This is a genomic window from Shewanella sp. SM87 (genome assembly GCF_025653705.1).
GTDB classification, from domain to species: Bacteria; Pseudomonadota; Gammaproteobacteria; order Enterobacterales; family Shewanellaceae; genus Shewanella; species Shewanella oncorhynchi.
In genome coordinates, this window is the sequence record NZ_JAKKSC010000005.1 from 112,883 (window position 1) to 126,515 (window position 13,633).

General features: G+C 45.9%; 13 protein-coding genes. 12 read left to right on the plus strand and 1 reads right to left on the minus strand.

Annotated elements, in window-relative coordinates; genetic code table 11:
- The first annotated feature begins 407 nt into the window (after positions 1 to 407).
- The 10 genes from sdhC (at position 408) to L5M11_RS05820 (ending at position 11,444) form a co-directional block, all read left to right on the plus strand.
- Entirely contained in the window at positions 408 to 803 is a 396-nt protein-coding gene (gene sdhC / locus L5M11_RS05775; protein ID WP_263191605.1) for a succinate dehydrogenase, cytochrome b556 subunit, read from the plus strand.
- Positions 797 to 1,144 (plus strand): succinate dehydrogenase, hydrophobic membrane anchor protein, encoded by a 348-nt coding sequence (gene sdhD / locus L5M11_RS05780; RefSeq protein ID WP_028759700.1) that lies wholly within the window; start codon positions 797 to 799, stop codon positions 1,142 to 1,144. Before sdhC ends, sdhD begins: the two co-directional genes overlap by 7 nt.
- Positions 1,145 to 2,911, plus strand: a complete 1,767-nt coding sequence (gene sdhA / locus L5M11_RS05785) for a succinate dehydrogenase flavoprotein subunit (RefSeq protein ID WP_011847025.1) — start codon at positions 1,145 to 1,147, stop codon at positions 2,909 to 2,911.
- Between the two features lie 11 nt (positions 2,912 to 2,922).
- Positions 2,923 to 3,630: a succinate dehydrogenase iron-sulfur subunit gene (locus tag L5M11_RS05790; RefSeq protein ID WP_028759701.1), complete on the plus strand. Its 708-nt coding sequence runs from the start codon at positions 2,923 to 2,925 to the stop codon at positions 3,628 to 3,630.
- A gap of 214 nt (positions 3,631 to 3,844) precedes the next feature.
- A complete protein-coding gene (gene sucA, locus L5M11_RS05795; protein WP_263171970.1) occupies positions 3,845 to 6,676 on the plus strand; it encodes a 2-oxoglutarate dehydrogenase E1 component in 2,832 nt (943 codons plus the stop codon).
- A gap of 31 nt (positions 6,677 to 6,707) precedes the next feature.
- Positions 6,708 to 7,898: a 2-oxoglutarate dehydrogenase complex dihydrolipoyllysine-residue succinyltransferase gene (gene odhB / locus L5M11_RS05800; protein ID WP_006081977.1), complete on the plus strand. Its 1,191-nt coding sequence runs from the start codon at positions 6,708 to 6,710 to the stop codon at positions 7,896 to 7,898.
- 105 nt (positions 7,899 to 8,003) lie between these two features.
- The gene (sucC, locus tag L5M11_RS05805; RefSeq protein WP_006081976.1) at positions 8,004 to 9,170 is read left to right on the plus strand and encodes an ADP-forming succinate--CoA ligase subunit beta; all 1,167 of its coding nucleotides are present in this window, start codon (positions 8,004 to 8,006) and stop codon (positions 9,168 to 9,170) included.
- Positions 9,170 to 10,042, plus strand: a complete 873-nt coding sequence (gene sucD / locus L5M11_RS05810) for a succinate--CoA ligase subunit alpha (protein WP_028759703.1) — start codon at positions 9,170 to 9,172, stop codon at positions 10,040 to 10,042. Before sucC ends, sucD begins: the two co-directional genes overlap by 1 nt.
- 401 nt (positions 10,043 to 10,443) lie before the next feature.
- Positions 10,444 to 10,851, plus strand: a complete 408-nt coding sequence (gene rnk / locus L5M11_RS05815) for a nucleoside diphosphate kinase regulator (RefSeq protein WP_028759704.1) — start codon at positions 10,444 to 10,446, stop codon at positions 10,849 to 10,851.
- 95 nt (positions 10,852 to 10,946) lie between these two features.
- On the plus strand, positions 10,947 to 11,444 hold the full coding sequence (locus L5M11_RS05820) for a GNAT family N-acetyltransferase (protein WP_173244472.1): 498 nt from the start codon (positions 10,947 to 10,949) through the stop codon (positions 11,442 to 11,444).
- 83 nt (positions 11,445 to 11,527) lie between these two features.
- On the opposite strand, the gene fur is transcribed toward L5M11_RS05820, so the two are convergent.
- Positions 11,528 to 11,959, minus strand: coding sequence for a ferric iron uptake transcriptional regulator (fur, locus tag L5M11_RS05825; protein WP_028759706.1), 432 nt, complete (start codon positions 11,957 to 11,959; stop codon positions 11,528 to 11,530).
- 257 nt (positions 11,960 to 12,216) lie between these two features.
- Here fur and cobB point away from each other — a divergent pair, with 257 nt between their 5' ends.
- Both cobB and L5M11_RS05835 read left to right on the plus strand, forming a co-directional pair.
- The gene (cobB, locus tag L5M11_RS05830; RefSeq protein ID WP_028759707.1) at positions 12,217 to 12,948 is read left to right on the plus strand and encodes a Sir2 family NAD+-dependent deacetylase; all 732 of its coding nucleotides are present in this window, start codon (positions 12,217 to 12,219) and stop codon (positions 12,946 to 12,948) included.
- On the plus strand, positions 12,945 to 13,394 hold the full coding sequence (locus L5M11_RS05835; RefSeq protein ID WP_173496823.1) for an ATP-binding protein: 450 nt from the start codon (positions 12,945 to 12,947) through the stop codon (positions 13,392 to 13,394). The genes cobB and L5M11_RS05835 overlap by 4 nt, the downstream gene beginning before the upstream one ends.
- Positions 13,395 to 13,633: the final 239 nt, after the last annotated feature.

A 13,633-nucleotide genomic window follows, 5' to 3' on the forward strand; every position in this document is an offset into this window, starting at 1 on the left:
TCTCCTTACTTAGTTCTTATCTGTGAGTGCGGCATGTCAAACCGCCATTACTTTACAGCCATTCTAGATCACATTTCAATTTAAATAAGCGTTTAAATTTGTTAGACCATGGTATAAAAGCCTTTACTTTTCTATTTGTAACTGGCACTTACAGTAAAAAATAGTCAAAAAAACATAATTTGCATTCTGTGATGTTTGTATTTGACATTTGCCGCGAGTATACTTGCCTCGCCCAATATGGGCCGCAAACAACGATTATAAAGCACCCTTTGTTTACATGTTAAATGAGTGCGTGCTCAGATAGTTAACTGTTTGTTTAAACTTTGCTTTTGTGTTTACTTTTGCAGTGATCAACCTCCTGTTTAAAGTTTGTACAAAAGCGGTTCACATAACAAAAAAAATGCTCAATGGAGCTGAGTGAGCAGAACGTGAAAAAGCAAAGACCTGTCCATTTAGATCTGCAGACCATTCGCTTTCCTGCAACAGCGATTGTGTCAATTCTTCACCGTGTTTCCGGTGTCATCATGCTGTTCGCAGTTGGCATTCTCATTTGGTTGCTAAATTCATCTTTAGCATCAGCTGAAAGTTTCGCTGGCGTACAGTCTCTATTCGATAACTTCGTGATGAAGTTTATCCTATGGGGCATTATGACTGCACTGGTGTATCACTTGTTTGGTGGCCTGCGCCACTTAGTAATGGATACCGGTCGTTGGGAAGAATTGTCATCGGGTGCCGCATCAGCGAAAGCTGTATTTGCCTTAACGGTAGCCTTTTCAATCATAGCGGGGATCTGGGTATGGTAACCAATGCAGCAAGTTTTGGACGCAGTGGTGTTCATGACTATATTCTACTACGCGCTAGTGCAGTGATCCTCGCCTGTTACACCATTTTCTTGGTTGGCTTTATTGCATGTAGTTCCCCTCTCACCTACGACGTCTGGCATGGCCTATTTAGTGCTCTGCCAATGAAAGTGTTTACACTTCTGACGCTGGTAGCCTTATTAGTACATGCTTGGATTGGTGTATGGCAAGTGCTGACAGATTACGTTAAGTGCACGTCGTTACGTGGTGTTTTACAGTTCACCTTTGTCGTTACCGTATTTTGTTATTTAGCGGCCGGCATTGTTATTGTGTGGGGTGTCTAAGTGAGTATTCCAGTACGCGAATTTGATGCTGTAGTGATCGGTGCCGGTGGCGCTGGTATGCGTGCAGCGCTGCAGATTTCCAAAGAAGGTAAAAGCTGCGCGCTTTTATCAAAAGTATTCCCAACCCGTTCTCATACCGTATCTGCGCAGGGTGGTATCACTGTTGCGTTAGGTAACGCCCATGAAGATCATTGGGAACAACACATGTACGATACCGTGAAAGGTTCCGATTTTATCGGTGACCAAGAAGCGATCGAGTTCATGTGTAAAACCGGTCCTGAAGCCGTGATTGAACTTGAGCAAATGGGTTTGCCTTTCTCTCGTTTCGAAAATGGTACGATTTACCAACGTCCATTTGGTGGTCAATCTAAGAACTTTGGTGGCGAGCAGGCTGCGCGTACTGCGGCAGCTGCCGACCGTACTGGTCATGCTTTGCTTCACTGTTTATATCAACAAAACGTTAAGCATAAGACGCAAGTCTTCTCAGAATGGTATGCATTAGATCTCGTTAAAAACGATGATGGCGCCGTTGTGGGTTGTACTGCGATTGAAATTGAAACGGGCGATATCGTTTATTTCAAAGCTAAAGCAACGATTCTTGCGACGGGTGGTGCAGGGCGTATTTACGCTTCGACGACTAACGCGCATATCAACACCGGTGACGGCGTAGGTATGGCAATGCGTGCTGGCGTGCAAATGCAAGACATGGAAATGTGGCAATTCCACCCAACTGGCATCGCCGGCGCGGGTGTACTTGTGACTGAAGGTTGTCGTGGTGAAGGCGGTTATCTGCTGAACAAAGACGGCGAGCGTTTCATGGAGCGTTATGCCCCTAACGCGAAAGATTTGGCATCACGTGACGTGGTAGCACGTTCAATGATGACTGAAATCCGCGAAGGTCGTGGTTTAGACGGTCCATTAGGCCCACACTGTTTACTGAAGCTTGATCACTTAGGTAAAGAAACATTAGAAGCACGTTTACCAGGCGTGTGTGAATTGTCTCGTACTTTTGCCCATATCGATCCAGCCGATGGTCCAATTCCAGTACTACCAACGTGTCACTATATGATGGGCGGTCTACCAACTAAGGTCAGTGGTCAAGTTATTCGTAAGAATGAAGACGGCACTGAACAAGATGTTATTGGTCTGTTCGCTGTGGGTGAGATTGCCTGTGTATCTGTACATGGTGCAAACCGTTTAGGTGGTAACTCACTGCTTGACTTAGTGGTTTTTGGCCGCGCAGCGGGTCAGCATTTAGGTAAAGCTTTGGATGAGACTGACGATCCAAAAGACGCTAGCGATGCGGATATTCAAGCCTCTCTGGCGCGTCTGAATCGTTGGGAAAGCAACAAAGATGGCGAAGACCCAGCGCAAATCCGTAAGGATCTGCAACTGTGTATGCAATTAAACTTCTCTGTATTCCGCCGTGGCGATGCTATGGCTGAAGGGTTAGAGCAGTTGAAAGTGATTCGTGAACGTCTTGCAAATGCTAAATTGTCTGATAACTCTCGTGAATTCAATACTCAACGTATTGAATGTTTAGAGTTAGATAACTTGATGGCAACGGCAATCGCCACGGCTTATGCGGCTAACTTCCGTACCGAAAGTCGCGGTGCTCACTCACGTGAAGATTATTTAGAGCGTGATGATGAGAACTGGTTATGCCACAGCTTATTTGACCCAATCACTGAAACGATGGATCGTCGTGCAGTGAACATGGCACCTAAGTTACGTGAAGCATTCCCGCCGAAGAAACGTACCTACTAGGAGTTGCAAAGATGAAATTGACATTTGCAGTTTATCGCTACAATCCTGACGTAGATACTAAACCGTATATGCAGGATTACAGCTTAGAAGTGGCTGAAGGCTCTGACATGATGGTGCTCGATGCACTGATCAAGTTGAAAGAGCAAGATCCGACTTTGTCATTCCGTCGCTCATGCCGTGAAGGCGTGTGTGGTTCAGACGGCGTGAACATGAATGGTAAGAATGGTCTGGCGTGTATTACCCCAATTTCAACCTTTAAAGGTAAGAAATTAGAAATACGTCCATTACCAGGTATGCCAGTTGTTCGTGACTTAGTTGTTGATTTAACTCAGTTCTATAAGCAGTATGAGAAGATCAAGCCTTACCTCATCAATGATGAGAAACAACCTGCTCGTGAACACTTACAATCCCCTGAAGAGCGTGCTCATTTAGATGGTTTGTACGAATGTATCATGTGTGCCTGTTGTTCTACGGCTTGCCCATCATTCTGGTGGAATCCTGATAAGTTTATCGGTCCAAGCGGTCTGCTTCATGCATATCGTTTCTTGATCGACAGTCGCGATACAGCTACAGAAGAACGTTTATCTGAGCTGGACGACGCCTATAGCGTGTTCCGTTGCCATGGCATCATGAACTGCGTTGACGTTTGTCCAAAAGGTCTTAATCCGACTAAAGCAATTGGTCATATTAAGTCCATGCTGTTGAAGCGAGCAGTGTAATGCGAGAACCCGAGCTGAAACCAATAATAATATAGCTCTTGAAGAGTCACTTTCTGGTAGCAGAAGGTGACTCTTTTGCGTATGTAATGGAAGACAACGCGCCGTATATCTGGACATCTAGGGGCGGCAGAAATTATGCGTCGAAGGTAATCTCTACAGACTGCATATTTAATACTATGGCTAAGCACGTGTATAAAGTTTGAAAGGAATAGAAATGCACCAAGGCATCATGAAAGCCTGGCTCGAATCATCTCACTTAAGTGGTGCAAATTCGACCTACGTAGAAGAGATGTATGAAGCCTATCAAGAAGACCCACAGTCAGTCGCTGATGATTGGCGTGCGGTATTTGATAATCTCCCTCCTGTGAACGGTGCCTCTGTTGATGCGCCTGAAGCTGCTCACTCAAAAGTACGTGATTATTTTCGCAGTTTAGCGTTAGAAGGTCGCCATAAGAGCTCAGCTCGTGTGACGGATCCTGAAATGGATGCTAAGCAAGTTAAAGTCCTGCAATTAATTAACGCCCATCGTTTCCGTGGTCACCAAGGTGCTAATCTTGATCCCCTCGAACTGTGGAAACGTGAACCTGTAGCTGATTTAGATCCTGCCTTCCACGGCTTGACTAAAGAAGACATGGAACGTGAGTTTAATACAGGTTCTTTTGCTCATGGTGGCGAAACCATGAAGCTCGCGGATTTGGTAAAAGCGCTGAAAGCCACCTACTGTGGTTCTATCGGTGCTGAATATATGCACATTACCGATACCGATGAGAAACGCTGGATCCAACAACGTCTCGAACCTTCCTTAGGTAAAGCTAACTACGATAAAAGTGTTAAGACACGCATTCTTGAAGGCCTTAACGCCGCAGAAGGTATTGAAAAATACTTAGGTGCTAAATTCCCTGGTGCGAAACGTTTCTCGTTAGAAGGCGGTGATGCGTTAGTGCCTATGATGCGCGAAATTATTTATCGTGCAGGTGAAGCCGGTACTAAAGAAATCGTCGTCGGTATGGCTCACCGTGGTCGTCTGAACGTATTAGTGAACGTATTAGGTAAGCGTCCAGCTGAACTGTTTGACGAGTTCGCGGGTAAGCATGCTGATACCCACGGTTCTGGTGACGTTAAGTACCACCAAGGTTTCTCCTCTGATTTTGAAACGCCGGGCGGCAATGTGCATTTAGCACTGGCCTTTAACCCATCGCACCTTGAAATCGTTAACCCTGTGGTGATTGGCTCTGTACGTGCCCGTCAAGACCGTCGCGGTTGTAAGGATGGCTTACAAGTCATGCCTATTACTATTCACGGTGACTCTGCAATTGCAGGTCAAGGGATAGTACAAGAGACATTCAACATGTCTCAAACCCGTGGCTTTAAAGTCGGCGGCAGTATTCGCATCGTAGTGAACAACCAAGTGGGTTTCACGACGTCTAACCATGCGGACACTCGTTCGACTGAATACTGTACTGACATCGCTAAGATGGTTCAGGCTCCGATTTTCCACGTTAACTCTGATGATCCCGAAGCCGTTGCTTTTGTGTCGCAGTTAGCCGTTGATTATCGTAACGAGTTCAAACGTGATGTGGTGGTTGAATTAGTGTGTTATCGCCGTCATGGCCATAACGAAGCCGATGAGCCAAGTGCAACTCAGCCGCTGATGTATGCCAAGATCAAGAAACACCCAACGCCACGTAAGATTTATGCAGACAAGTTAATCGCTGAAAACGTGATTGCTGCTGATGATGTGACTGGTCTTATCAATAATTACCGTGATGCATTAGATCAAGGTGATTGTGTAGTTAAAGAATGGCGCCCAATGACGCTGCATTCTGTTGATTGGACACCGTATATCGGTCGTGAGTGGGACGAAGCGTATCAAGCCTCTATGTCGGCTGAGCGTTTACAAAGTCTGGCTGACAAACTGAGCTATGTACCTGAAAGTCATCCATTGCAATCACGGGTTGCTAAGATTTATAGCGACCGTTTAGCGATGGCAAAAGGCGAGAAGCCACTCGATTGGGGTTTTGCAGAAACGCTGGCTTATGCCTCGATTCTGGAAGACAACAAGCGTGTACGTATTACGGGTCAGGATTCTGGCCGCGGTACTTTCTTCCATCGTCATGCTGTATTGCACAATCAAAACGATGGCACGACTTACATGCCACTGCGCAATATTGCTGATGAACAAGGCCCAATTGATATTACTGACTCAGTATTATCTGAAGCCTCAGTACTGGCGTTTGAGTATGGTTATGCCACAGCAGAACCCGGTGGATTGACTATTTGGGAAGCGCAGTTTGGTGACTTTGCTAACTGTGCCCAAGTGGTAATCGATCAGTTCTTGTCATCGGGTGAGCAGAAGTGGGGCCGTTTATGTGGTCTGACTATGTTGTTACCCCATGGCTATGAAGGTCAAGGCCCTGAGCATTCAAGCGCCCGTTTAGAGCGTTTCTTGCAGATGTGTGCTAACCACAATATGCAAGTGTGTGTGCCTTCAACACCTGCACAGGTCTACCATATGTTGCGCCGCCAAGTGGTGCGTCCTATGCGTCGACCACTTATCGTTATGTCGCCTAAGTCATTACTACGTCATCCATTAGCGGTTTCAAGCTTGGAAGAATTAGCCAATGGCAGTTTCCAAAATGTGATCGGTGAAATCGATACGTTGGAAGCAAGCAAGGTTGACCGAGTTGTCTTCTGCAGTGGTAAGGTTTACTTCGAACTGCTGGAAAAACGTCGTAAAGAAAATATCACTAACGTAGCGTTAATCCGTGTCGAACAGTTATATCCGTTCCCACATGATGAAATGATCGTTGCTTTGGCTGATTACCAACATGTGAAAGATTTTGTTTGGTGTCAGGAAGAGCCACAGAACCAAGGTGCTTGGTACTCTAGTCAACACCATTTCTGGGCCGCGGTTCCTGCAGGTGCACAGTTAACTTATGCTGGTCGTGAAGCGTCAGCTGCACCAGCGTGTGGTTACCCTGAGTTGCACACACATCAGCAAGAATCTTTAGTGAACAGTGCCCTGAAACTTACAATCACACTGTAGTAATAGACATTTTATAAAAGGATAGTTTTTCATGAGTATCGAAATCAAGGTACCCGTACTACCAGAATCTGTTGCCGATGCCACGATTGCCACTTGGCATGTGAAAGTGGGCGAGCAAGTTTCTCGTGATCAAAACCTGGTTGATATTGAAACCGATAAAGTGGTTCTTGAAGTGGTTGCGCCAGAAGATGGCCACATTGGCGAGTTTTTGTTTGAAGAAGGCGCCACTGTTCTGGGTGAACAAGTGATCGCTAAATTCATCGCCGGTGCTGTATCTGGCAAAGAAGTCACCAAAGCGCAAGCTGAAGCGGCAACACCAGCAGCTGAAACCAGCGATGAAAGCAGTGATGCGTTAAGCCCATCTGTACGCCGTTTACTGGCTGAGCACAATGTTGATGCCAGCAAAGTAAAAGGCACTGGTGTGGGTGGTCGTATTACGAAAGAAGACGTAGAAGCCTTCGTTAAGTCTGCCCCTAAAGCTGCGGCGCCAGCAGCACCTGCTGTAGCTCCGTTAGCGGCTGGCCGTAGCGAGAAGCGCGTGCCAATGACACGTCTGCGTAAGACAATCGCAAACCGTTTGTTAGAAGCGAAAAACTCTACCGCTATGCTCACGACGTTTAACGAAGTGAACATGAAGCCCATCATGGATATCCGTAAGCAATACCAAGATATCTTTGAAAAGCGCCACGGTATCCGTTTAGGCTTTATGTCTTTCTACATCAAAGCCGTGACTGAAGCGCTGAAACGTTTCCCAGAAGTCAACGCGTCTATTGATGGCGACGATATCGTCTATCACAACTACTTCGACATCAGCATCGCAGTATCAACACCACGTGGTCTGGTAACACCAGTGTTACGTGACACAGATACCATGAACTTAGCTGAAATCGAAAAAGCAGTTCGTGACTTAGCCCTTAAAGGCCGTGACGGTAAGCTGACTGTGGCTGACATGACTGGCGGTAACTTCACTGTGACTAACGGTGGTGTTTTCGGTTCACTGATGTCTACACCGATCCTTAACCTGCCACAAAGTGCGATTTTAGGCATGCATGCCATTAAAGATCGCCCAATGGCAGTCAATGGTCAGGTTGAAATCCTGCCCATGATGTACCTAGCACTCTCATATGACCATCGTATTGTTGATGGCCGTGAGTCTGTTGGTTTCTTGGTTGCGATTAAAGACTTCCTAGAAGACCCAACTCGTCTGCTGCTTGATCTGTAACACAACTCGATAAGAGATTGCGCTTAAAGAAATAGCCAGACATACCCTCGTGACTGGCCCAAACGGGCCAGTTGGATTTGATTAGAAGTATACGGATAGATCATCATGAATTTGCATGAGTATCAGGCAAAATCCTTATTTGCCGAATATGGTTTACCAGTGTCAGAAGGTTTTGCATGTGATACAGCCCAAGAAGCTGTAGAAGCGGCAGGCCATATTGGCGGAAATTTATGGGTTGTTAAGTGTCAAGTACACGCAGGCGGCCGCGGTAAAGCAGGTGGCGTTAAAGTCACTGGCGATAAAGAAGAAATCAGAGCCTTTGCCGAACACTGGTTAGGCAAAAATCTGGTGACTTATCAAACTGATGAGAAAGGCCAGCCGGTTGCTAAAATTTTAGTAGAAAGCTGTACCGACATCGCTAACGAACTGTACTTAGGTGCTGTTGTTGACCGCGCGACTCGTCGCGTTGTGTTCATGGCGTCGACTGAAGGTGGTGTTGAAATTGAGAAAGTGGCAGAAGAAACGCCAGAACTCATCCACACTGCAATCATAGATCCTTTGACTGGCCCACAAGGTTATCAAGCACGTGATCTTGGCTTCAAGTTAGGTTTAAACCCAACTCAAATGAAGCAGTTCACTAAGATTTTCATGGGTCTGGCGACTATGTTCGTTGATCATGATTTCGCATTGCTTGAAATCAACCCACTGGTTATTACCACTGAAGGCAACCTACACTGCCTAGACGGTAAAATCGGTATCGACGGTAACGCACTTTACCGTCAACCAAAAATCAAAGGCATGCACGATCCATCACAGGATGATGCCCGCGAAGCTCACGCTGCTAAGTTCGAGCTGAACTACGTTGCATTAGACGGTAACGTTGGCTGTATGGTGAACGGTGCAGGTCTGGCGATGGGTACTATGGATATCGTTAACTTGCACGGTGGCAAGCCAGCGAACTTCTTAGACGTAGGCGGCGGCGCGACGAAAGAACGTGTAGCAGAAGCATTCAAAATCATTCTGTCTGACAGCAATGTGAAAGCGGTTCTGGTTAACATTTTCGGCGGTATCGTACGTTGTGACATGATCGCAGAAGGTATTATCGGCGCAGTTAAAGAAGTGGGCGTTAAAGTACCTGTTGTGGTTCGTTTAGAAGGTACTAACGCTGAACTTGGCCGTGAAGTATTAGCTAAATCAGGTCTAGATATCATTGCAGCTACCAGTCTAACTGACGCGGCTGAGCAAGTAGTTAAAGCTGCGGAGGGCAAATAATGTCTGTCTTAATCAATAAAGATACCAAGGTAATTTGCCAAGGTTTCACTGGCGGTCAAGGTACATTCCACTCACAACAAGCTATCGATTACGGTACGCAAATGGTGGGCGGTGTGTCTCCTGGTAAAGGTGGTCAAACTCACTTAGGTCTGCCAGTGTTCAACACTGTGAAAGACGCTGTGGCTGCGACTGGTGCGACTGCTTCTGTGATCTATGTTCCGGCTCCGTTCTGTAAGGATGCCATTCTTGAAGCTATCGACGGTGGCATCGAGCTTATCGTTTGTATCACTGAAGGCATTCCTACACTGGACATGCTGCAAGTTAAAGTGAAGCTTGAAGAAACTGGCGTTCGCATGATCGGCCCTAACTGCCCAGGTGTTATCACCCCAGGTGAATGTAAGATCGGCATTATGCCTGGTCACATCCACTTAAAAGGCAAAGTGGGTATCGTTTCTCGTTCAGGTACTCTGACTTATGAAGCGGTTAAGCAAACGACGGATGAAGGTTTCGGCCAATCTACTTGTGTAGGTATTGGTGGTGACCCAATTCCAGGTACTAGCTTCATTGATGTACTGGAAATGTTCCAAAACGATCCACAGACTGAAGCGATCGTTATGATCGGTGAAATCGGTGGTAACGCTGAGGAAGATGCGGCGGCTTTCATTAAAGCACACGTGACTAAGCCTGTTGTGTCTTATATTGCGGGTGTCACTGCACCTGCAGGTAAGCGTATGGGCCATGCTGGCGCGATTATCGCTGGCGGTAAAGGTACTGCAGAAGACAAATTTGCTGCATTAGAAGCAGCGGGCGTGACAACTGTCCGCTCGCTTGCTGATATCGGCAAAGCGCTGCGTATTCGTACAGGTTGGTAAGCTAACCTTTCGAATAAAAAAGGCGCCTAAGGCGCCTTTTTTATTGGCTGTAATTTCGGCAGCTAAGCGCAGTAAATCATAGGAATGGGATTGAGCTAACACCATGAAGACTAGATATTTTTGCTTCTACGGGTTAGATTGATGCTTCTCTACTACGCGCTCGTCTGTGTCATTGGCGAGGATAATGTGAGTAGAGCCATTAACCATGAGCTAAGTGCTTATGGCTTCAGTGCTGTTCTGCAAAAAAATCTTGAACTCAAATTTATTTAACACGGTTGCAGTCTATCGTTGCGAGCGTATTTGTTTTATGGGGCTTATCGCATTGGGGGAGGGTAAGCAACAGAGTCGATGTTAGCCACAGTAACGGCTTAAACATCACATTTTTTTACGAGGGAAAAACTGTGAAAACACCTAAAATCATTATTTCGGAAATTGACTTAGAAAGACTAGAGCGATTATTGGAGTCACTGCCGGCAAATGCGTTTCCGGGCAAAGCGGCATTGGAGGCTGAATTAGACAGAGCCGATATTGTGCCTGCATCACAGGTGCCCGCGAATGTGGTGACCATGAATTCAGAAGTGAAGTTTAGCGTTTCATCCAGTAATGAGACTTTCTGTTTACGTTTAGTGTATCCAAAAGACGTGAACGGCGCGGGCACGATTTCTATTTTGGCGCCGGTGGGCAGCGCATTATTAGGGCTCTCTCAAGGTGATGAAATTGAATGGCCAGGTCCGGGTGGTTCTATGGTAAAAGTGCGTATTGAGGAAATCCTGTATCAGCCTGAACGCAGTGGTGATTTCCACCGTTAAGCTTGAGGTATTGGCGTAGTGTCGTTGACGTTACGCCAGTGCACTTTAAGCGAACCATTGGTTGATTTTTAAGTGCCATTTTTGAAGGAGCAAAGATGATAACCCAAACTGAACGGTTAATTATTCGACCATTTACTGAGCAAGATTGTGAAGCGCTTTATTTGATGAACAGTAATCCCGAGATGCTAAAGTACATTCCCACCGCGGCATTTACAGCTCGCGAGCAGGCGGTTGAGTTGTTTCACAAGGTGATCCAAGTTGATTATCTGCAACATGGTTTTGGTCGTTGGGCGGTAGAGCATAAAGCTGATAAGCGGGTGATTGGTTTTTGTGGTCCGAAATTTATTCCAGAATTCAGCGAAGTCGAACTGGGTTATCGTTATTTCCCTGAGTATTGGGGAACTGGAATTGGTACTGAGGCCGCATTTGCTGCATTAGCCGAATTTAAACGTTTTGGCATTGACCAGACGATTGCACTTATCTTAGCAGGGAATCTCGGTTCTGAAGGTGTGGCTAAGCGTGTGGGCATGCATTGGCGTGAGCAAAATGAGTTTATGGGCCATAAAGTGAATATCTACGCCAAGGTGTTATAGCGGTTTACCCGTAAACATCATCCAATAAAAAACCAGCCTTAGGCTGGTTTTTTGCTTAATTCTTTATAAACACAATGGCCGACTTAGGCGTCGTTATGCTCACAGGTATCGTTGGTGCAAGTGCCGTACAAATATAAGCTGTGATTAGTCAGCTTAATATTGTGTTTCATGGCAATTTCATCTTGACGACGTTCGATGACTTCATCTGAAAACTCAATCACTTTGCCACACGATAGGCAAACTAAGTGATCATGATGATGCTGAGTCGATAGTTCGAAAACGGCTTTACCGCTCTCAAAATGATGGCGACTGACAATACCTGCATCATCAAATTGGTTTAACACACGGTAGACGGTGGCTAGACCAATTTCTTCACCGATATCGAGCAGCTTCTTGTACAAATCTTCTGCACTGATATGTTGGTTTTCAGGTCCTTGCATCAGTTCTAGGATCTTGACTCGTGGCAGGGTAATTTTCAAACCCGCTTTTTTTAGCGCTTGATTTCCATCTGTCATTGCTAATCTCTTGATTGCAGAACCAATAGGTTCATCCGTGGATAGTGTTTGCCATTATAGGTGCTCAGGTTGAAAACTTAAACCTTTGTTCTGGCTTTCTAGGGCGATATGCAGATAAATTGTGTCAATAGGCGTTAAATCACAATATTTTGCGGCAATTCAAGCATAGTTTTTGTATGGTTATACCAAGGAATAATATTCACGGCTGCCAAAGTCAGTGAGAATAATTCAAATAAATAAAATAATAAGGAATCGGCATGTACCAGCAAATTGTGGTGTTAACCGGCGCAGGGATCTCTGCTGAGTCGGGTTTACGCACCTTTCGCGATCAAGATGGTCTGTGGGAAGAGCATCATATTGAAGACGTTGCTACACCAGAAGGTTATGAGCGTGATGCTGAATTGGTAGAGCGATTTTACAATAGTCGTTGGTTGCAACTGCACAGTGGCACGGTTGAACCCAATGCAGCGCATGTGGCCTTGGCAAAGTTGGAAGCGGACTTTAAAGGTCAATTACTTATCATCACACAAAATATTGATGATCTGCATGAGCGTGCGGGCTCGCGCCGTCTATTGCATATGCACGGTGAATTATCCAAAGGCCGTTGTCCGCGCTCACGTCAGACCTTTATTTTACGTGAGCCCTTTGGTGCCGATAATTGCTGTACTTGTTGTATTCCGGCTCAGCGATTACGCCCCCATGTGGTGTGGTTTGGTGAAATGCCCTTAGGGATGGATCGAATTCACGATGCGCTCGATAACTGTGACTTGTTTATTGCCATTGGCACCTCTGGCACTGTGTATCCTGCCGCGGGCTTTGTGGATACTGCTAACCATCATGGGGCTCAAACAGTCGAAGTGAATATGATGGCACCCGATAGACACAGTCAGTTTCAATATCACCTCACAGGAAAAGCGGGGGAGTTAGTGCCTCAGTTGGTTGATACCATTTTAGCGGGTCGAGTGATTGGCAGTGAGTCGAACACATGAGCGAAAAAGTTGCGATTATAATGCGTGGCTTACCGGGCAGTGGTAAGTCACACTGGGTTGAAACTTACATTCTTTCCCTTCCTTTAGAAAAAGCCATTGGCGTGCGGCAACGTGGCGTATTTTCGACCGATAGTTTTTTCTACCATGAAGATGAATACCGTTTCGATGCCAAGAAATTACCTGAGTTTCATCAATGTAATTTGACGGGGTTTATTCAGGCACTTTCTTCAAGCGAGCCTGTGGTGATTTGTGATAATACCAATCTGTGCCACTGGGAATACATGGCCTATGAAGCGGCGGCAAAAGCCTTAGGTTATCAAGTTAGAATTGTGCTTGTGGGTGAACCAAGCAGTCTGGCTCATCAGCAGGAATGCGCGAAACGTAATCGCCATGGCGTTCCTTTGGCACAAATTCAGCGGATGGCGAAGGGATTTGAAGATTTTTAATGTCAGGTACTTACTTAATTGTTGAGTATTGTGATCTGTAGCAATCAATTTTAAGCATGGGTCCCGCAGTGTTTTCGCCCTGTCATAAGTCTGTTGTACTCTGTTTCAACGTTCTGCTTTGTCTATGTGCATGTGTGTGGCTCATACATTCGCCTTATCTATTTGACTGTGCACTTTAAGCTTGATCCCAAAGACAGTTTATCCATATAAGTCTGCGTATAATGCGCTAACTTGTGTGG